The organism is Escherichia sp. WS1451 (assembly GCF_046487365.1).
Taxonomy (GTDB): Bacteria; Pseudomonadota; Gammaproteobacteria; order Enterobacterales; family Enterobacteriaceae; genus Escherichia; species Escherichia coli.
Map to the genome: position 1 here is coordinate 90381 of NZ_JBJQJP010000016.1, position 20388 is coordinate 110768.

Here is a 20388-nt window from a genome sequence, read left to right on the forward strand (position 1 = left end):
GCGGTTGCTCATGTTCTTACATTCTGGTTACAGAAAGAGATTGATAATTCGCGTCGCGAAAAATAGTCTGTTCCTGTAGTCAGCGAGACTTTTCTCAACGCTACTTTTTTAATTTTTATTTTTTTCGCTGTTCACCTTTGGTGCAGCAATTTATACGTCAAAGAGGATTAACCCATGCGTGCGTTTAGTGGCAAACGTAGTACGCTGGCGCTGGCTATCGCCGGTGTTACAGCTATGTCGGGCTTTGTGGCAATGCCAGAGGCTCGCGCCGAAGGATTCTTCGAAGATTCAACCTTAACCGGCGGTATCTATTACTGGCAGCGTGAACGTGACCGTAAAGATGTTACCGACGGCGACAAATATAAAACCAACCTTTCTCACTCCACCTGGAACGCTAATCTCGATTTTCAGTCTGGCTATGCCGCTGATATGTTCGGCCTTGATATTGCCGCGTTTACGGCGATTGAAATGGCGGAAAACGGCGACAGCTCTCACCCGAACGAAATCGCGTTTTCAAAAAGTAATAAAGCCTATGACGAAGACTGGTCCGGCGATAAAAGCGGTATAAGCCTGTATAAAGCAGCGGCCAAATTTAAATACGGTCCGGTTTGGGCGAGGGCAGGTTATATTCAGCCAACCGGTCAGACGCTGTTAGCGCCACACTGGAGCTTTATGCCGGGTACTTATCAGGGGGCGGAGGCCGGGGCGAATTTTGATTACGGCGATGCTGGTGCGTTGAGTTTCTCCTACATGTGGACCAACGAATACAAAGCACCGTGGCATCTGGAAATGGATGAGTTTTATCAGAACGATAAAACTACCAAAGTTGATTATCTGCACTCCATCGGTGCGAAATACGACTTCAAAAATAACTTCGTACTGGAAGCGGCATTTGGTCAGGCGGAAGGGTATATCGATCAATACTTTGCCAAAGCCAGCTACAAATTTGATATCGCCGGTAGCCCGTTAACCACCAGCTACCAGTTCTACGGTACGCGCGATAAAGTTGACGATCGCAGCGTCAACGATCTTTATGACGGCACCGCCTGGCTGCAAGCGTTGACCTTTGGTTACCGGGCGGCTGACGTAGTGGATTTGCGCCTCGAAGGCACCTGGGTTAAAGCTGATGGTCAGCAGGGATACTTCCTGCAACGTATGACTCCAACCTACGCATCCTCAAACGGTCGCCTGGATATCTGGTGGGATAACCGTTCTGACTTCAACGCCAACGGCGAAAAAGCGGTCTTCTTCGGTGCGATGTATGACCTGAAAAACTGGAATCTTCCAGGCTTTGCCATCGGCGCTTCCTACGTTTACGCATGGGACGCTAAACCCGCTACCTGGCAGAGCAATCCGGATGCGTACTACGACAAGAACCGGACTATTGAAGAATCTGCATACAGCCTGGATGCGGTGTACACCATTCAGGACGGCCGCGCCAAAGGCACGATGTTCAAACTGCACTTCACCGAATACGACAACCACTCCGACATCCCAAGCTGGGGCGGTGGTTACGGCAACATCTTCCAGGATGAGCGTGACGTGAAGTTTATGGTAATCGCACCATTCACCATCTTCTGATGCCCGACGCGGCAGGTTTTGTGCCTGCCGCACGTTTGAGGAATTTACTATGAAAAAACTGATTCTCATCGCCATGATGGCATTGGGGCTGGTGGCTTGTGCGCAATCAACCGCGCCACAGGAAGACAGTCGTCTGAAAGAAGCTTACAGCGCCTGTATCAACACCGCGCAAGGTTCGCCGGAAAAAATTGAAGCCTGCCAGAGCGTGTTAAACGTGCTGAAGAAAGAGAAACAACATCAGCAGTTTGCCGACCAGGAAAGTGTCCGCGTACTGGATTATCAGCAGTGTCTGCGCGCAACGCAAACCGGAAATGATCAGGCGGTGAAAGCCGATTGTGATAAGGTCTGGCAGGAAATTCGCAGTAATAACAAATAAGTGAGAGCTGTAACTCTCGCTTTTCTTATTTCCCTCGCATAAAAAAGCCAACCCGCAGGTTGGCTTTTCTCGTTCAGGCTGGCTTATTTGCCTTCGTGTGCATGCTCATCTTCGCGGCAATCGCCTTCAGCGCAGTGACCGTAAAGATAGAGACTATGGTTAGTCAGGCGAATGCCATGTTTTGCGGCGATTTCACGCTGACGCGCTTCGATAGATTCATCACTAAATTCGATAACCTTGCCGCAGTCGAGGCAGATCAGGTGATCGTGGTGATGTTGCTGTGTCAGTTCAAATACGGATTTACCGCCTTCAAAATTGTGGCGGGTGACGATACCAGCGTCGTCAAACTGGTTCAGTACGCGATAAACCGTAGCCAGACCAATTTCTTCACCCATATCGATCAGACGTTTGTATAAATCTTCCGCACTGACGTGATGGTTGTCCGGCTCCTGAAGAACTTCCAGGATTTTTAAACGTGGAAGCGTTACTTTCAGGCCAGCTTTCTTTAGGGCGGTATTGTTATCAGTCATGCGGAATCTGTCCTGTTACTAAGCGGTTCACTTCATTAAAAGAAGTGACAGAATTTGCTCTTGAGATAATGCGTATCATTATAGATTTGCCACGCCTAAATGAAAACCACAAGTCCCTGGCAAATATTGTTAATAAAAACGTGGCATAGCTTACATTTACAACGGCAAGGCCACTTGAACACCGGGATATTGTACAGGTACAACGGCAAAAGTTACAAATTTGTAGCAATTATTTTGATTGGCATCATCTATTAATACGGCGTAGACATGAGTCTACGCCGTATCACATCAGGCATTGAGAATTTCGTCGAGATGCAGCTCTTCAGAAATTTGTTTAACCCATTTTTCTACACGTTCAGCGGTCAGTTCCGGCTGACGATCTTCGTCGATAGCCAGACCGACAAAGTGGTCATCATCAGCCAGACCTTTTGACGCTTCGAAGTGGTAGCCCGCAGTTGGCCAGTGACCAACGATAGTTGCGCCGCGCGGTTCAATGATGTCGCGGATGGTGCCCAATGCATCGCAGAAGTATTCTGCGTAATCTTCCTGGTCGCCACAACCAAACAGCGCAACCAGTTTACCATTAAAATCAATCTCTTCGAGAGTCGGGAAGAAGTCATCCCAGTCACACTGCGCTTCGCCGTAATACCAGGTTGGGATGCCCAGCAGCAGAATGTCATAAGCTTCCAGATCTTCTTTGCTGCTTTTTGCAATGTCATGGACATCGGCAACGTCTTTACCAAGCTGTTTTTGAATCATTTTTGCGATATTTTCGGTATTACCGGTGTCGCTGCCGAAAAAGATGCCAGTGATAGCCATGAGTGAAATAACCTCTTGAAACTTATTGAAATGGGGGTGGAAAATTGCCCACGGATAAAGGCAATCATAGCAGAACAGGCAGTCTTGCGGAATCAGCAAACGAGCAGGACTGCACACTGTGCTACATGAAAGTGGAAATTTAAACGATGCCCTGACTACGCAGCGCCGCCAGTTGCTGCATTAACATCTCTTCGATTAGTTCGCTACGGCTCATATTGCGCGACTCCGCCAGCTCGTTCAGCGCCTCGACAGCTTCCGCGTTCAGCTTCAGTTCGACACGCTTAAGGCCACGTACTTTGTCGCGTTTTAGCTGGTTGCGTTTATTAATACGCAGCTGTTCATCGCGCGAAAGCGGATTAGTTTTCGGTCGTCCCGGTCGACGCTCGTGCGCGAACAGATCTAATGTCGTACGGTCCGTTTGTTCTTTGGCCATGATCTTGGTGACTTCGGGGGAAACAATCAGCCAGGCCTCTGCCCGGATGGATAGCGCGCCATAATACATCAGCGTGAGGAGTCACGCCAACGTCCACGCGCGGAAAGCGACGCGGACGCTGGGTTTTTAATCAGTTGCGTTAATCATTGAGATAGCGACGGATAGCGCGTAATACCGCATCCGGTTTTTCAGCATGGACCCAGTGACCCGCGCCTGCAATCACATGCGCCCGAGCCTGTGGAAATTGTGCCAGTAAATCATCACGGTACTGCTCGCTAACATACGGAGAATTGCCGCCAGGGATAAACAGGGTAGGATGATCCCATGCCGGGATTTTCTCCCAACCCACAATATGCGGATACTGATCCCACAATACTGGCACGTTAAAGCGCCACTCCCCGTCAACAAAAGATTTCAACAGAAACTGAATCACCCCTTCTTCATTAAGATGCTGGCGCATTATTGCCGCTGCTTGCTGGCGTGTTTGTGCGTCTGATTCACTGACTGCGTTGATGGCCGCGAAAATCTCATCATGACGGCGTACGTGATAGTCGACCGGCGCAATATCAATCGCCACCAGCTTGTCAATGCGATCGGGGGCTAGTGCAGTAAGAGCCATTACCGCTTTACCGCCCATGGAGTGACCGATAAATGTTGCTTTGTCGATCTGCTGTGCATCCAGGGTATCAACAAGATCCTGCGCCATCGCCGGGTAATTCATTACCGGATCTCTCGGTGAAAGACCGTGGTTACGCATATCAACCTGGATGATATTGTGATCGTTTACCAGATCGCGAGCCAGTACGCCAAGGTTGTCGAGGCTACCAAACAGACCATGGACAAGAACGATGGGAGAATTATTGTGCTGGTTTTGTGCAGTTTGCGCGCGGATATTCAATTTCATGGCAAAGTTCTTTTTTTCGCGTTGTCGGGTTAGGGTATTATGTTGACCATTGTGCCACAGGGCTGCAACAAATAAGGTTTATTCCGAGTTTTTCTGCAAGCCAGGCTTGACGCTATCCGCTGCCGGGATTTATTCATATACTCCTGGCGACTTGTATTCAGCTAAGACACTGCACTGGATTAAGATGAAAACGATTGAAGTTGATGATGAACTCTACAGCTATATTGCCAGCCACACTAAGCATATCGGCGAGAGCGCATCCGACATTTTACGGCGTATGTTGAAATTTTCCGCCGCATCACAGCCTGCTGCTCCGGTGACGAAAGAGGTTCGCGTTGCGTCACCTGCTATCGTCGAAGCGAAGCCGGTCAAAACGATTAAAGACAAGGTTCGCGCAATGCGTGAACTTTTGCTTTCGGATGAATACGCAGAGCAAAAGCGAGCGGTCAATCGCTTCATGCTGCTGTTGTCTACACTATATTCTCTTGACGCCCAGGCGTTTGCCGAGGCCACGGAATCGTTGCACGGTCGTACACGCGTTTACTTTGCGGCAGATGAACAAACGCTGCTGAAAAATGGTAATCAGACCAAGCCGAAACATGTGCCTGGTACGCCGTATTGGGTGATCACCAACACCAACACCGGCCGTAAATGCAGCATGATCGAACACATCATGCAGTCGATGCAATTCCCGGCGGAATTGATTGAGAAGGTTTGCGGAACTATCTAAAACGTTGCAGACAAAGGACAAAGCAATGGCTATCCACAACCGTGCAGGCCAACCTGCACAACAGAGTGATTTGATTAACGTCGCCCAACTGACGGCGCAATATTATGTACTGAAACCAGAAGCAGGGAATGCGGAGCACGCGGTGAAATTCGGTACTTCCGGTCACCGTGGCAGTGCAGCGCGCCACAGCTTTAACGAGCCGCATATTCTGGCGATCGCTCAGGCAATTGCTGAAGAACGTGCGAAAAACGGCATCACTGGCCCTTGCTATGTGGGTAAAGATACTCACGCCCTGTCCGAACCTGCGTTCATTTCCGTTCTGGAAGTGCTGGCAGCGAACGGCGTTGATGTTATTGTGCAGGAAAACAATGGCTTCACTCCGACGCCTGCCGTTTCCAATGCCATCCTGGTTCACAATAAAAAAGGTGGCCCACTGGCAGACGGTATCGTGATTACACCGTCCCATAACCCGCCGGAAGATGGTGGTATCAAGTACAATCCGCCAAATGGTGGCCCGGCTGATACCAACGTCACTAAAGTGGTGGAAGATCGTGCCAACGCACTGCTGGCCGATGGCCTGAAAGGCGTGAAGCGTATCTCCCTCGACGAAGCGATGGCATCCGGTCATGTGAAAGAGCAGGATCTGGTGCAGCCGTTTGTGGAAGGTCTGGCCGATATCGTTGATATGGCGGCGATTCAGAAAGCGGGCCTGACGCTGGGCGTTGATCCGCTGGGCGGTTCCGGTATCGAATACTGGAAGCGTATTGGCGAGTATTACAACCTTAACCTGACCATCGTTAACGATCAGGTCGATCAAACCTTCCGCTTTATGCACCTCGATAAAGACGGCGCGATCCGTATGGACTGCTCCTCCGAGTGTGCGATGGCGGGTCTGCTGGCACTGCGTGATAAGTTCGATCTGGCGTTTGCTAACGACCCGGATTATGACCGTCACGGTATCGTCACTCCGGCAGGTTTGATGAATCCGAACCACTACCTGGCGGTGGCGATCAATTACCTGTTCCAGCATCGTCCGCAGTGGGGCAAAGATGTTGCCGTTGGTAAAACGCTGGTTTCTTCTGCGATGATCGACCGTGTGGTCAATGATTTGGGCCGCAGGCTGGTGGAAGTGCCGGTAGGCTTCAAATGGTTTGTTGATGGCCTGTTCGACGGCAGCTTCGGCTTTGGCGGCGAAGAGAGCGCAGGGGCTTCCTTCCTGCGTTTCGACGGCACGCCGTGGTCCACCGATAAAGACGGCATCATTATGTGTCTGCTGGCGGCGGAAATCACCGCTGTCACCGGTAAGAATCCGCAGGAACACTACAACGAACTGGCAAAACGCTTTGGTGCGCCGAGCTACAACCGTTTGCAGGCAGCTGCGACTTCCGCACAAAAAGCGGCGCTGTCTAAGCTGTCTCCGGAAATGGTGAGCGCCAGCACCCTGGCTGGTGACCCGATCACCGCGCGCCTGACGGCAGCACCGGGCAACGGTGCTTCTATTGGCGGTCTGAAAGTGATGACTGACAACGGCTGGTTCGCCGCGCGTCCGTCAGGCACGGAAGACGCATATAAGATCTACTGCGAAAGCTTCCTCGGTGAAGAACATCGCAAGCAGATCGAGAAAGAAGCGGTTGAGATTGTTAGCGAAGTTCTGAAAAACGCGTAAACACATTTAATAAGAAAAAGGGCGGTCAGAAGATCGCCCTTTTTTACTTTGCTTTATTAACCGTGTTTATTTTTCAGTTCAAAGCGTGGTGATACCAGACCATACAGTGTCCAACCAAGGAAGGTCACGATGGAACCGTACAGCATGGCTTCTTCCCCGGATGAGTACAGCGCATAGAAACTGTACATCGCACCAACAAAGGCAACAAAGTTTGCTACTTTCGCTTTTGACGGTGGCACATTGGCGACCTGCTGAATAATAACTAATGCTGCCATCGACAGAATATACGGGATGATATTGGTCACCACGGCCAGGTTAACCAGCACGTTGAACTGGCTGTTCAGTGACGGGCTAATGGTCATCAGTGCCAATCCACTCTGAATAATCACAATGGTCAACATTCCCTGAACCGGTGCATCCACTTTGGTTACACGGGAGAAAATTTTAGGGAAGTAGCCTTCATCAGATGAAGATTTAAACACCTGGGCAATGGTGAACTGCCAGCCAAGCAGTGAACCGCAGCAGGACATCACCATCAGCGCCATAATGACTTTACCCACTTCTGGCGTGAACATCTGTGCGAAAGCCAGGCCAAATGGTGCCGTTGAATTTGCCAGCTCCATATTGGGCACTATCCCTGCAATCACGTTGGTGGAGACGATATAAATCACTGCCGCACCTAACGTACCGCCAAGGACTGCTATTGGCACGTTACGTTCCGGGTTTTCCACTACTTCGGCGTTGGCACAGGCAGACTCCAGACCGAGGAAAGCCCACAACGTCATGGCGATGGAGGAACCTACAGCGCTAAAGAACGGTACATGATGAGGGTTCCATGAGTTAGCGTACAGCGTCGGGCTAAACCAGAACCAGCCGATAATGCACAGACCGACGACCGGAATAATGACCCCCCACACAGTAATGCTACTGATTTGCCCGGTAATGCGCGCACCACCAAAGTTAGCCACGGTACAAATCCACAGCACTCCGATGGTTGCAAGACCAATCTGCACTGGCGACAAACTCGCGCCGAGCAGTTCGGTGCCGTAACCAACCGCCGAAATAGCAATCGCGACGTTAGCAATCAGCAGCGAGACACCGTAGGTGTAGTTCGCCATAAAGTTACCGGATTTACCGAAAGCATACTCGGCATAACCGCCCATACCACCTGATTTACGGCTGAACATGCCGCATTTTGCGAATGCCCATGCCAGCGCCATTGAGCCTACGGCAGTCACCAACCAGGAGATTATTGAGATTGTCCCAACTTCGGCAAGCTTTGTCGGCAGCATGATGATACCGGAGCCCATCATGTTGACCATCGTCAGTATGGTTAACTGAACGACGCCCATTTTGTTCGATTTAGCCTGACTCATAATTTTTCCCCTTTCAACAGGATGCTTTGCGCATCACGAGGCTTGATGACATAGCACCAAACTTGCTTACGACCATCATGTTCTTCGATATAGACACCCTGAAGCTCCGGTGCAAAACCTGGCAGCAGGTTGATCCCTTCTTCCAGAGCGCTGAAGTAACGCAGAACAGCACCACCCCAGATTTCACCCGGAACAACACACAGCACACCCGGAGGATAAGGAAGCGCACCTTCTGCAGCGATACGGCCTTCTGCATCCGGCAGACGAACCAGCTCCACTTCACCGCGTAAATAGGCGTAGTTGGCTTCTTGTGGATTCATGCTGACACGTGGGAAGTGTTCCTTACGAAACATCTCTTTTTGCAGTTGTTTCACGTTGTGACGGGCATACAAATCATGCATTTCCTGACACAACTGACGCAGGGTATAACCGGTGTAGCGCTCTTCATGCTGTTTGTAGATGGAAGGCAGTACTTCTGATAATGGCGCGTCGGACTCAAGCAGTTTTTCGAAGCGTACCAGCAGAGCAGCAAGTTGCTGAAGTTTGGCCATATCTTCTGCCGGAGTCAGCAGAAAGAGGATGGAGTTAAGATCGCATTTTTCCGGCACTACGCCATTTTCGCGCAGGAAGTTAGCAAGAATCGTCGCGGGTACACCGAACGCTTCATATTCGCCGTTACGTGCATCAATACCTGGGGTTGTCAGCAACAGTTTGCACGGATCGACAAAGTATTGATTCTCTGCATAGCCTTCAAAAGAATGCCAGTGCTCACCTGGTACAAACTGGAAGAAGCGCAGATCAACCGCAATTTGCGCTGTTTCATACGACTGCCAGGGTTTACCATCCACCAGTTCAGGTACGAATGGACGAATATGCTGACAGTTATCGAGGATCAGTTTGCGGGCATTAATGCCATTTACCACACAATCCATCCACATATTACGACCGCTGACACCTTCATGCATTTTGGCGTTGATATCCAGTGCGGCAAACAGCGGATAGAACGGGCTGGTGGAGGCATGCATCATAAAGGCGTTGTTCATGCGTTTGTGCGGTACATAACGCTGTTGCCCTTTGATATGGCTGTCTTTTTTATGGATTTGTGAAGTCTGGGAAAAACCAGCCTGCTGTTTATGCACAGATTGCGTAACCAGAATACCCGGATCGTTCTCATTAAGATCCAGCAACAGTGGTGAACAGTCCGCCATCATCGGGATAAACTGCTCATAGCCGACCCATGCGGAGTCAAAGAGGATGTAGTCACACAGATGACCCATTTTATCCACCACCTGACGGGCGTTATAAATCGTACCGTCGTATGTGCCTAGCTGAATAACCGCAAGACGGAACGGACGCGCCTCTTTTGCCCGCTGCGGTGCGACTTCTGTAATCAGTTCGCGCAGGTAATTTTCTTCGAAGCAGTGGGCATCAATACCACCGATAAAGCCATACGGGTTGCGTGCGGTTTCCAGATAAACTGGTGTTGCGCCAGCCTGTAGCAACGCTCCGTGGTGATTAGATTTATGGTTATTACGGTCAAACAGCACCAGATCCCCCGGTGTTAACAGGGCGTTTAAAACCACTTTGTTAGACGATGAAGTGCCATTTAGAACGAAGTATGTTTTATCGGCATTAAACACTTTTGCCGCATGTTGCTGTGCAATGCATGGCGCGCCTTCGTGAATCAGCAGATCGCCCATTGCCACATCCGCGTTGCACAAGTCAGCACGGAACAGCGCCTCACCAAAGTATTCCACAAACTGATTCCCCGCCGGATGGCGACGGAAAAATTCGCCGCCCTGATGACCGGGGCAATCAAACGCGCTGTTACCCTGATTGACATAATCGACCAGTGCGCGGAAGAAGGGCGGGTGCAGTTGAGTTTCATAATGGCTGGCTGCGGTTTCTAACTGACGACCATAAAATTCTCGTCGCGATTCGCAATTCTCAAAGACACCCGAAATACGGGGCAAATACTCTGCGGGTACACGTTCTTGATTTTCAGTAGCAATAAATACCGGGATGCCATAACCCGTGGCATCGATTTCATCGAGTTTTCCGCGTATAACATCGTTGAGCGATAAAACTATTGCCGCCACATCGATATTACTGTTTTCATTAATATAGATACATTCTCGCTGCGTGGTAAAACAGTCCGGGCAAGAATCACTAACCGCAATTTTTAATTTTGACATTTTCCAACTCTTTATTTTTGGTAATAGCAGGTCCTCAATTTCTCGAATGAGAAATCGATCGTGCCGGAAAAAAAGCAAAGTTACCCCGCTGATAAATTAATCAGAAGTTTGCTTTTTTCAGAATGCAGAAACCCTTATCAGTCCGGTGGCTGATAATACAAGGGTTAACAGAGAATGAGCACTGCGGAATACAGGCATATGCCTGTAATACAGAGAGTCAGGAAGACCTGTACGCTGAAGTGCCCTTAGTCGGTAGACTAACGGGCATTGAAGAAGTGAAAGTCGAAGCTATTGCGATGAGCAAACTTCATAATATGAGTTGTCCGCCTTATATGGGGCATAGTGCGGCTGTTATTTTCCATTTAATTTACCTTTCCTGATGTGAATGAAGGTGAAGGTATTCTATCCAGGAAATACGGTTGAACTGTGAAGGTGATCAATAAAAAATGATCAATCTTAATTTATTTAATGATGAGCTTTTTACTCAGTAATATAAAATATTGAATTGTTATTTTTGTGTGTTGTTTAAGATAAAAAGCCGTATTTATTATTACGGCTTTAATTAATAAAAGGCAGGATGTATTAAAATTAATATTCAAAGCATAAACCGATACCCAATACCGGTTTCAGTAATGAAATGGCGGGGGCGGGCGGGATCCTGTTCCAGTTTTTGTCGCAGATGCCCCATATAAATACGCAAATAATGACTGTGTTCGACCGCGTTTGGTCCCCACACCTGATTGAGTAACTGGCGCTGGGTGAGCACTTTTCCGGCGTTGTTGAGCAGCACGGCCAGCAGGCGGAATTCAATCGGCGTGAGATGCACCTCTTCCTCACCCCGGTGAATCACGCGGGCGGCTAAATCGACGGTCACATCGGAAAATTTCACCAGCGGATCGGGCGCGGTGGTGGCGGAGTGGCGGCGTAAAGCGACGCGCAGACGGGCCTGCAATTCGCCAATGCCAAACGGCTTACTCAGGTAATCATCCGCTCCGGCATCCAGCGCGGCGATTTTGTCGCTCTCTTCGCTGCGTGCGGAAAGCACAATCACCGGCACCGCGCTCCACTGGCGCAGGTCGCGGATAAACTCAATCCCATCACCATCGGGCAGGCCGAGATCGAGAATAATCAAATCTGGCTTACGGGTTGCCGCTTCCAGCAAGCCGCGTTGCAGCGTTTCGGCCTCAAAGACGCGCATCCCGTCGCCCTCCAGCGCCGTGCGCAGAAAGCGACGAATAGCCTGTTCATCTTCAACAATCAGAACGTTTGTCACATATCCTCATGAAATTCTTCAAGTTCAGGGGCAGTTTGCTGGGGAAGTGTAACACGAAAACAGGCACCACCTTCCGGTCGGTTGAACGCGGTAATGGTGCCGCCGTGTACATCCACAATCGCCCGACAAATTGCCAGCCCAAGCCCTACCCCCGGCACCGCCGACTCTTTATTTCCACGAGCAAACTTATCGAAAATCGTCTGCTCCTGGCCTGGTGGAAGACCGGGGCCATTATCCCAGACATCCAGTTGTAGATTTTCGCCCTCAACGTGGGCATCGATACCAATTTCGGCCTGCGCACCCGCGTATTTCACCGCGTTCTCCAGCAGATTAATCAGCACCCGTTCAAACAGTGGCCCGTCAACGTGGATTAAGGTCAGCGGTTCTGGCAGAGAAAGATTGATGGGCGACGATAAACCCGGTTCCAGCATTTGCAGCGCGCTGCCGACCACTTCTTCCAGCGTTAACCACTCTTTCTTCAAATTAAAGCCGCCGGACTGAATTCGCGCCATATCCAGTAGATTATTCACCAGTCGGGTCGTGTTCAGCACATGCTGGCGAATCTCGCTGGCCTGGCGGGCGTGGGGCGATCCTTCGCTTGCCAGATCGAGCGTTAAGATTTCTGCCTGACCGAACAGCACCGTAAGCGGCGTGCGTAAATCATGCGAAAGTGCCGCCAGCAGGGCGTTGCGGATCTGTTCTCGTTCGCTTGCCATCCGCGCCTGTTCTTCGCTGGCGGTCAGTGTCAGCCGCTCAAGGGCATTGGCGACTAACAGCGTAAACGTCTCCAGCAGGCGTTGCTGTTCCGGGATCATCAACTGGCGCAGATTCCCCGGTTCCACCACCACCAGCCCGTAGGTTTTCTCGCCGCTTTTTAGCGGCAAAATCTGGTACGGTACACCGGGTAACGTGTCGGTGCCCGCGCCCGCAGGCAGGCCTTTATCAAAACTCCACTGCGCGATGGCATCGTCCCACGGCGTCATTCCTTGCGGATGTGTTAACGGCTGCAATTTACCGTTGTCATCGGGTAACAGCACCTGACTGCGGGCATGAAACGTGGAGGCAATAAATTGTTCGCTGGTGGCGGCGATGTCCTGCGGACTGCGGCCCACAGCCAGAGCTTTCGACATTTCATATAAGTGCCGTGTGCGTTGCTCGCGGTAACGGGCTACCCGCGCCTGATAACGCACGCCAGCAGTAAGGTTCCCGATCACCAGCCCGACGGTTAACATCACCGCGAAGGTAAGCAGATATTGCACATCAGAGACGGCGAGCGTGCCGCGTGGGGCGATAAAAAAGAGATCGAAACTCACCACATTAATGACGGTAGCAACCACCGAAGGCCAGCGTCCATAAAATAGCGCCACCACAACCACGCCAAGCAGATACAGCATCACCAGGTTGGCGGCATCAAACGCCATCAGCCACTGCATGGCAATTAAGGTGATAACGGCGCATAACGCGGCGGCAACCACGCATCCCTGAATCTGTACCCGCCACTTGTCTTTAAAAGAGCGGCTATCCGGCGCGTTGTTAATCGTGCGGGCGGGTGGTTCATCAAGCGCGACCAGCACCTGATCGAGATCGGGGGCGATTCGCGCCAGTCGGTCAGCAAACGTTTCCCGACGCCACCAGCGGCGCGAGGCCGGGCGACCGAGAATAATCTTGCCGAGATTATGTTCACGGGCATAACGCACTACCGCTTTCTCTTCCGCTGGATCAGAAAGTGTTGCCGTCTCCGCGCCCAGCTCCTGCGCCAGACGTAAGGCGCTGAGAATTGCCCGACGTTTTTTCTCCGGTAAGCGATGCAGGGCAGGGGTTTCAACATACACCGCGTGCCAGACACTACCCAGGCGCGAGGCCAACCGCGCCGCCGCGCGGACCAGTTTCTCACTGCCGGTGTTATGCCCGATGCATAAAAGGATCGCGTCGCGTGTGTGCCAGACTTTCTCTTCGCCAGGATGCCCCCGCCAGGCGCGCATTTGCTCATCAACGCGATCGGCAGTACGGCGCAGTGCCAGTTCGCGCAGGGCGATCAGATTGCCTTTGCGGAAAAAATGTTCAATGGCGCGCTCCGCCTGCCCGGCAATATAGACTTTGCCTTCTTTCAGCCGCTGGCGCAGATCGTCCGGGGGCAAGTCCACCAGCACCACGTCGTCGGCGGCATCGAAAAAAGGATCGGGCACGGTTTCCCGTACCTGAATTCCGGTGACGCCGCTGACCACATCATTCAGACTTTCCAGATGCTGAACGTTGACGGTTGTGAAAACATCAATGCCAGCTTCCAGCAGCTCTTCAATGTCCTGCCAGCGTTTAGGATGACGTGAACCTGGCGCATTACTGTGCGCCAGTTCGTCCATTAAGATCAGTGCCGGACGGCGGGCGAGGGCGGCATCGAGATCAAACTCGCTGATGTGCCGCCCACGGTACGCCTGGCGTTTTAACGGCAGAACAGCCAGACCTTTCAGCATTGCGGCGGTATCTTTCCGACCGTGGGTTTCTACCACGCCAACCACAATATCCAGCCCTTGCGCCCGCAGTCGCTGGGCTTCCGCCAGCATCGCCCAGGTCTTCCCGACGCCTGCGCAGGCACCTAAGAAAACTTTCAGCTTCCCCCGATGCGGCGCGGCAGTTTGTTCCAGCAGACGATCGGGGTCGGGACGTAAGGGTTCGTTATTCATCAAGCTTATCCAGCGCCAGATTGAGTTCGACAATGTTGACGACCGGCTGGCCGATATAGTTCACCAGCGGTTGTTGGCTGTATTTTGCGATCAGTTGCGTGAGCTGTTCAACGCTGAGATTACGCGCTTTCGCCACGCGTGGGATCTGCCAGGCCGCCGCTTGCGGGGTGATGTTATTGTCCAGCCCGCTTGCCGATGCCGTCACCAGTTCAACCGGAACGCTCGTGCTGGCGTCCGGGTTAGCGGCCCGTAATGCGGCAACGCGTGCGGCTATCTGTTTATCCAGCTCCGGGTTACTGACTGCCAGATTGCTCCCGCCAGAAGCCTGTGGATTATAGGGCATTTCTGCCGTTGCCGACGGGCGACCATGAAAATAGCCGTTGCCGGTAAAATTCTGCCCGATTAATGCTGAACCCCGCACCGTATCACCTTCACGAATCAACGAACCGTTGGCCTGCCAGGGAAACCACCATTGCCCCAGCACGGTGGTCAGCAGCGGGTAAACGCCGCCAGTGATCAATAACAGAAAGATAAATGTTGATAATGCCGGACGTAATCCACTCATGGTAAACCTCACACCAGACCGCAAACGGTCAGCAGTAAATCAATGACTTTGATACCAATAAACGGCACCAGCAGCCCACCCAGACCGTAAATCCATAAGTTACGGCGCAACATGGCAGAAGCGGTAAGCGGTTTATAACTCACGCCTTTTAACGCCAGGGGAATCAAAAAGACGATAATCAAGGCGTTGAAAATCACCGCACTGAGAATGGCAGAGTCGGGCGAATGCAGGCGCATGATGTTCAGCGCATTTAACTGCGGATACGTTGCCGCGAACGCCGCCGGAATAATGGCGAAGTATTTCGCCACATCGTTGGCAATGCTGAAGGTGGTCAGCGAGCCACGGGTCATCAGCATCTGTTTGCCAATATGTACCACCTCGATCAACTTGGTCGGGTTAGAGTCGAGATCCACCATATTGCCCGCTTCTTTCGCCGCCTGAGTACCAGAGTTCATCGCCACCGCGACATCTGCCTGCGCCAGCGCCGGAGCATCGTTGGTGCCGTCGCCGGTCATCGCCACCAAACGGCCTTCCGCCTGATACTGACGAATCAATGCCAGCTTGGCCTCCGGTGTTGCTTCGGCGAGAAAATCATCGACACCCGCTTCCGCAGCTATCGCGGCGGCAGTCAGACGGTTATCACCGGTAATCATCACCGTTTTAATGCCCATTTTGCGCAGTTGGGCGAAGCGCTCTTTAATACCGCCTTTGACGATATCTTTCAGCGCAATAACGCCCAGCACACGAGAACCTTCCACCACCACCAGCGGCGTGGCTCCCTGACGCGCAACCTGATCGACTTTTTGATCAACATCGGCAGGGAAGTGACCACCGTTAGCCTCAACATGGCGGCGAATGGCATCGACAGAACCTTTACGGATCATGCGGTTGTCGATGTTGATCCCGCTCATCCGGCTTTGCGCAGTAAACGGTACAAAGGTGGCGTGAAGCGACTGCACATCGCGCTCACGCAGGTTAAAACGCTGCTTGGCGAGGATCACAATACTGCGGCCTTCCGGCGTTTCATCAGCCAGCGAAGCCAGTTGTGCGGCGTCAGCCAGCGTTTTTTCATCCACGCCCTGCGCGGGGATAAACTCCGACGCCTGACGGTTACCGAGTGTGATGGTGCCGGTTTTATCCAGTAGCAGAACGTCAACGTCACCTGCCGCTTCAACTGCACGTCCGCTGGTGGCAATCACATTCGCGCCCAGCATCCGACTCATCCCGGCGACGCCGATCGCTGACAACAGGCCGCCAATAGTGGTTGGGATCAGACAGACCAGTAGCGCCACCAGTACCGTTACGCTGACCGCGTTGCCGCCCCACGCGGAAAACGGCCACAGCGTGGCGGTTGCCAGTAAAAAGACGATAGTCAGGGCAATCAGGAGAATGGTCAGGGCAATCTCGTTTGGCGTTTTGCGTCGCTGTGCGCCTTCCACCATCGCGATCATTCGATCCAGAAATGTCTCACCGGGGTTAACGCTGCACTCAATCACCAGCCAGTCAGAAAGAATACGCGTGCCGCCAGTGACGGAGGCAAAATCGCCGCCGGATTCACGGATCACCGGTGCCGATTCTCCGGTGATGGCGCTTTCATCGACCGATGCGCCCCCTTCAATGACTTCACCATCGCAGGGGATAATATCGCCAGCTTCTACCAGTACGATATCGCCTTTACGCAGTTGATCGGCGGGAACTTTGTCCGCCGCAGCGCCATATTTCGGCTCACGCAGCTTGCGGGCAAAGGCAGTTTTTTTCACCCCTTTCAGACTGTTGGCCTGCGCTTTACTGCGGCCTTCTGCCAGCGCCTCGGCGAAATTAGCGAACAGTACGGTGACCCACAGCCAGCCGCTAATGGCCGCGCTAAACAGCACATTGCCAGGCATCGCCCCGCTTGCCATCGCGATGCTAATACAGGTGGTCAGCAGACTGCCGATCCAGACGATAAACATCACCGGATTGCGCCATTGCGCCTGCGGGTTTAATTTTTTCACCGCTTCTTTCAGCGCCTGAACGACAAGTGTTGGTTCGAATAGCGCCAGTTGTTTACGACTCATATTCAGTGCTCACTCAATATCATCAGGAGAGATATTCCGCCACCGGACCAAGCGCCAGGGCAGGGATAAAGGTCAGTGCGCCAACCAGCAACACGGTGCCGATTAACAGGCCAACAAACAGCGGGCCGTGCGTTGGCAGCGTGCCGGAGCTGGCGGGTTGGCTCTTTTTACTCACCAACGAACCGGCAATTGCCATCACCGGGATAATTACCCCGAAGCGACCGACAAACATGCACAACGCCAGCAAACAGTTCCAGAATGGAGAGTTGGCGCTTAATCCGGCAAAGGCGCTGCCGTTGTTGTTAGCGGCGGACGACACGGCGTACAGCACTTCGCTAAAACCATGCGGGCCAGGGTTGAGCATGGCGCTACGTCCGGCGTCGGTCATCATTGCCAGCGCCGCGCCCATCAGCACCAGCGTCGGGGTGACCAGAATCGCCAGTGCAGTCAGTTTCATCTCACGTACGTCGATTTTTTTACCCAGATATTCCGGTGTACGACCAATCATCAGCCCGGCAATAAACACCGCCAGCAGAACAAACAGCATCATGCCGTAAAGGCCGGAACCGACGCCGCCGAATACCACTTCACCAATTTGCATCAACCACATCGGCACCATGCCACCAAGAGCGGTAAACGAATCATGCATCGCAATCACCGCGCCGCAGGAAGCCGCCGTAGTCACGACCGCAAACAGGCTACTGACCAGCACGCCGAAACGGCTCTCTTTACCTTCCATATTGATGCTGCTGTCCGCGCCGAGCGCCAGCAGATGAGGATTACCCTGAACTTCTGCCCACATCACTACGCCTACGCAGATGACAAAAATCACTGACATCGCCCACAGCAACATGCGCCCCTGGCGACGATCGCCCGCCACTTCACCAAAGGCAAAGCACAGCGCTGTTGGGATCAAGAAAATCGCCAGCATTTGCACGAAGTTGGTCAGTGCGGTTGGGTTTTCAAACGGATGCGACGAGTTGGCATTAAAGAAGCCACCGCCGTTAGTACCGAGCATCTTGATCGCTTCCTGAGAAGCTACAGGCCCCATGGGTAACAGCTGTTGCGCTCCTTCAACGGTATTCACCGCCTGATAGGGCAGAAAGTTTTGCAGCGCACCTTGTTGAATAAAAAACAATGCGATCAACAATGCCACAGGGACTAGCACCCATAACGTGATGCGTAGCAGATCGACCCAGGCATTCCCGAGCGTGCTCATGCTCTGGCGGGTAAACGCACGGATGAGGGCAAAAATCACCGCAATCCCGCTGGCGGCAGAAAGAAAGTTTTGCACCGTTAAGCCCGCCATCTGGCTGAAATAGCTCAACGTGGTTTCACCGCTATAAGATTGCCAGTTGGTATTCGTGACAAAGCTGACGGCGGTATTGAGCGCCAGATCCCACGACAGCCCCGGCAACTGCTGTGGATTAAGCGGCAGATAGTGCTGACCGAGCAACATAAAAAACAGCACCGCCAGCCCCAGCATATTCAGGCCAAGAATGGCTGAGAGATACTGCTTCCAGTTCATCTCGCGGTCAGAGACGCCAAGCGCGCTAAAGAGTACGCGTTCAACGCCCGTCGTACCAGGAAGAGGAATATCATTAATCAGCCGCGCCAGCCCGCTGCCTAAAGGACGTGCCAGCACCATTAACACCAGTAAAAACGTGGCGATCAGTAAGAACCCTTGCGCAGCCATCAGAACGCCTCCGCATTGATCAGGGCATAAACCAGATAACCCAGTAATAAAAACACCAGCAACACGCCGGCTATCACGCCTGCACTCACAGTGCACCTCCAGTGGCCTAAAAGTGATACCGGAAGGGTAGAGTTCTGGCTGCAAAGATTTCGCAAAAATCTGCGGGCGTGGTGTAAAAAAAGTATAAAAATGGCAAAAGCCATGATTTAACTAATGTTTAGTATTAATTTAACTTTTGTGTAACTTAATTACACAGTGAATGTAAATAAACCATCAATAAACAAAAATAAGTGGTCGGATGAGTAGTAAAATTACACAAAAGGCGGTACTATTTTCATCAGATAAACAAATTCATTTTTCCGGTGCCATTCACCGGGTAGATACAACAGGGGGAGAAAAGTATGGAACTCTACAGAGAATATCCTGCATGGCTTATCTTTTTACGCCGTACTTATGCGGTTGCAGCGGGCGTTCTGGCGCTGCCTTTCATGCTTTTCTGGAAAGACCGCGCCCGCTTTTACAGCTACCTGCACCGCGTCTGGTCGAAAACCAGCGATAAACCGGTGTGGATGGATCAGGCCGAAAAGGCAACGGGTGATTTTTACTGATTGCCTGCGCGTTTAAGCCAGCCTCGTATCAGGGGGCTGGTTTAGGCGTTTTGAATCAACGGGTTCCATGGTGTTGTTCATTTAATCACTGTTTTAGCATCAATTTTCAATAGTATCCTTTCATAGGACTACTCTGGATGCGTTCACCTTCATTGTCGCTCTAAGCAACTAGATCCTCAGAAATCTCCAGTTAGGTTGCATCCTTCCTTACACACTTTCCTGAAACTTCAGGGTAAGGTGAGAAAGCCGCCATCACTTTTTCTTATTCCAGCATCTAAATAAATTCCGAATTTTGCTATTAATATCGCTACCGCAATAAAAACAGATAGTAAAGAGAGTAATATATACTTTAGTGATATGTTAAGAATAATTGATTGTTAACATATCTAATGGGATAAGATGTATTTCTGTTAATGAAAATATTCAACATTTATAGTTGATAATTAAAATACACTCGATATCTCAGCCCTTTCTATGCAAGATGCAATTTTATAAGCTGTCCATTTTTTATATGGAGGCGGTAGTGTGTTTGTTACTCGTGATTTTATTGGTATGGTGAATATGTTGGGATTGTTAAATACATAACGGCATATCAGTTCCGGTCATTGTAAATATGGGTAATTGCTTAATGTTATTAGTGATTACGGCTTGAAAGATAAAGAGTGCTGTAAAGCGGTGATAGACATTACATTCATGATTAAAAAACAGAACCTGTCAATAAATAATTCATTTATTAAAAAGGACGACTTCTATTATGACGGAATATTATCTCAATGAGGCGGTTTGCAAATACAGAGCCAGTTTCTCCGGGGTAACGAGCAGGTGTACCAGTGTCAGGTGGCATTTGTATTGCCGGGTGAGCGGGTCATGATGGCCTTCACCTACGCCCGAACCACAC

At 51.4% G+C, this 20388-nt stretch carries 19 protein-coding genes; 5 read left to right on the plus strand and 14 right to left on the minus strand.

Annotated elements, in window-relative coordinates; genetic code table 11:
* Positions 1–174 precede the first annotated feature (174 nt).
* The gene (chiP, locus tag ACJHX7_RS18965) at positions 175–1581 is read left to right on the plus strand and encodes a chitoporin ChiP (protein ID WP_022645358.1); all 1407 of its coding nucleotides are present in this window, start codon (positions 175–177) and stop codon (positions 1579–1581) included.
* A gap of 49 nt (positions 1582–1630) precedes the next feature.
* Complete coding sequence (gene chiQ, locus ACJHX7_RS18970) at positions 1631–1957, plus strand: ChiQ/YbfN family lipoprotein (protein ID WP_075861910.1); 327 nt, start codon at positions 1631–1633, stop codon at positions 1955–1957.
* An 83-nt stretch (positions 1958–2040) separates the two neighbouring features.
* Here the strand turns inward: chiQ and fur are convergent, their stop codons facing one another.
* From fur to ybfF, 5 genes are all read right to left on the minus strand, one after another.
* Positions 2041–2487, minus strand: coding sequence for a ferric iron uptake transcriptional regulator (gene fur / locus ACJHX7_RS18975; RefSeq protein WP_000131706.1), 447 nt, complete (start codon positions 2485–2487; stop codon positions 2041–2043).
* The gene (gene uof, locus ACJHX7_RS18980) at positions 2480–2566 is read right to left on the minus strand and encodes a fur leader peptide (RefSeq protein ID WP_010380762.1); all 87 of its coding nucleotides are present in this window, start codon (positions 2564–2566) and stop codon (positions 2480–2482) included. Before uof ends, fur begins: the two co-directional genes overlap by 8 nt.
* Positions 2567–2775: 209 nt before the next feature.
* Complete coding sequence (fldA, locus tag ACJHX7_RS18985) at positions 2776–3306, minus strand: flavodoxin FldA (RefSeq protein WP_001018618.1); 531 nt, start codon at positions 3304–3306, stop codon at positions 2776–2778.
* Positions 3307–3445: 139 nt separating this feature from the next.
* A complete protein-coding gene (ybfE, locus tag ACJHX7_RS18990) occupies positions 3446–3739 on the minus strand; it encodes a LexA regulated protein (RefSeq protein ID WP_001300829.1) in 294 nt (97 codons plus the stop codon).
* A 139-nt stretch (positions 3740–3878) separates the two neighbouring features.
* Entirely contained in the window at positions 3879–4643 is a 765-nt protein-coding gene (ybfF, locus tag ACJHX7_RS18995; protein ID WP_000773282.1) for an esterase, read from the minus strand.
* Between the two features lie 184 nt (positions 4644–4827).
* Here ybfF and seqA point away from each other — a divergent pair, with 184 nt between their 5' ends.
* Both seqA and pgm read left to right on the plus strand, forming a co-directional pair.
* Positions 4828–5373 carry a replication initiation negative regulator SeqA gene (seqA, locus tag ACJHX7_RS19000; RefSeq protein ID WP_000848387.1) on the plus strand — a complete coding sequence of 182 codons (546 nt, stop codon included), beginning with the start codon at positions 4828–4830 and terminating at the stop codon, positions 5371–5373.
* Between the two features lie 25 nt (positions 5374–5398).
* Positions 5399–7039 (plus strand): phosphoglucomutase (alpha-D-glucose-1,6-bisphosphate-dependent), encoded by a 1641-nt coding sequence (pgm, locus tag ACJHX7_RS19005; protein ID WP_001361276.1) that lies wholly within the window; start codon positions 5399–5401, stop codon positions 7037–7039.
* Positions 7040–7095: 56 nt separating this feature from the next.
* Here the strand turns inward: pgm and potE are convergent, their stop codons facing one another.
* The 9 genes from potE to kdpF all read right to left on the minus strand — a co-directional run bounded on the left by potE (position 7096) and on the right by kdpF (position 18971).
* On the minus strand, positions 7096–8415 hold the full coding sequence (gene potE, locus ACJHX7_RS19010) for a putrescine-ornithine antiporter (protein ID WP_000075831.1): 1320 nt from the start codon (positions 8413–8415) through the stop codon (positions 7096–7098).
* Complete coding sequence (gene speF / locus ACJHX7_RS19015; protein ID WP_094030165.1) at positions 8412–10610, minus strand: ornithine decarboxylase SpeF; 2199 nt, start codon at positions 10608–10610, stop codon at positions 8412–8414. Before speF ends, potE begins: the two co-directional genes overlap by 4 nt.
* Positions 10611–10867: 257 nt before the next feature.
* Positions 10868–10972: a leader peptide SpeFL gene (locus tag ACJHX7_RS19020; RefSeq protein ID WP_211180488.1), complete on the minus strand. Its 105-nt coding sequence runs from the start codon at positions 10970–10972 to the stop codon at positions 10868–10870.
* Positions 10973–11205: 233 nt separating this feature from the next.
* Entirely contained in the window at positions 11206–11883 is a 678-nt protein-coding gene (gene kdpE, locus ACJHX7_RS19025; RefSeq protein ID WP_000186076.1) for a two-component system response regulator KdpE, read from the minus strand.
* Complete coding sequence (gene kdpD, locus ACJHX7_RS19030; protein WP_094030166.1) at positions 11880–14564, minus strand: two-component system sensor histidine kinase KdpD; 2685 nt, start codon at positions 14562–14564, stop codon at positions 11880–11882. The genes kdpE and kdpD overlap by 4 nt, the downstream gene beginning before the upstream one ends.
* Entirely contained in the window at positions 14557–15129 is a 573-nt protein-coding gene (kdpC, locus tag ACJHX7_RS19035; protein WP_094030167.1) for a K(+)-transporting ATPase subunit C, read from the minus strand. Before kdpC ends, kdpD begins: the two co-directional genes overlap by 8 nt.
* An 8-nt stretch (positions 15130–15137) precedes the next feature.
* A complete protein-coding gene (gene kdpB, locus ACJHX7_RS19040) occupies positions 15138–17186 on the minus strand; it encodes a potassium-transporting ATPase subunit KdpB (protein ID WP_094030168.1) in 2049 nt (682 codons plus the stop codon).
* A gap of 22 nt (positions 17187–17208) precedes the next feature.
* A complete protein-coding gene (gene kdpA, locus ACJHX7_RS19045; RefSeq protein WP_094030169.1) occupies positions 17209–18882 on the minus strand; it encodes a potassium-transporting ATPase subunit KdpA in 1674 nt (557 codons plus the stop codon).
* The gene (kdpF, locus tag ACJHX7_RS19050; RefSeq protein ID WP_001365534.1) at positions 18882–18971 is read right to left on the minus strand and encodes a K(+)-transporting ATPase subunit F; all 90 of its coding nucleotides are present in this window, start codon (positions 18969–18971) and stop codon (positions 18882–18884) included. Before kdpF ends, kdpA begins: the two co-directional genes overlap by 1 nt.
* A 312-nt stretch (positions 18972–19283) precedes the next feature.
* Between kdpF and ACJHX7_RS19055 the strand changes: the two genes are divergently transcribed.
* The gene (locus ACJHX7_RS19055; RefSeq protein WP_000424924.1) at positions 19284–19490 is read left to right on the plus strand and encodes a YbfA family protein; all 207 of its coding nucleotides are present in this window, start codon (positions 19284–19286) and stop codon (positions 19488–19490) included.
* The last annotated feature ends 898 nt before the right edge of the window (positions 19491–20388 follow it).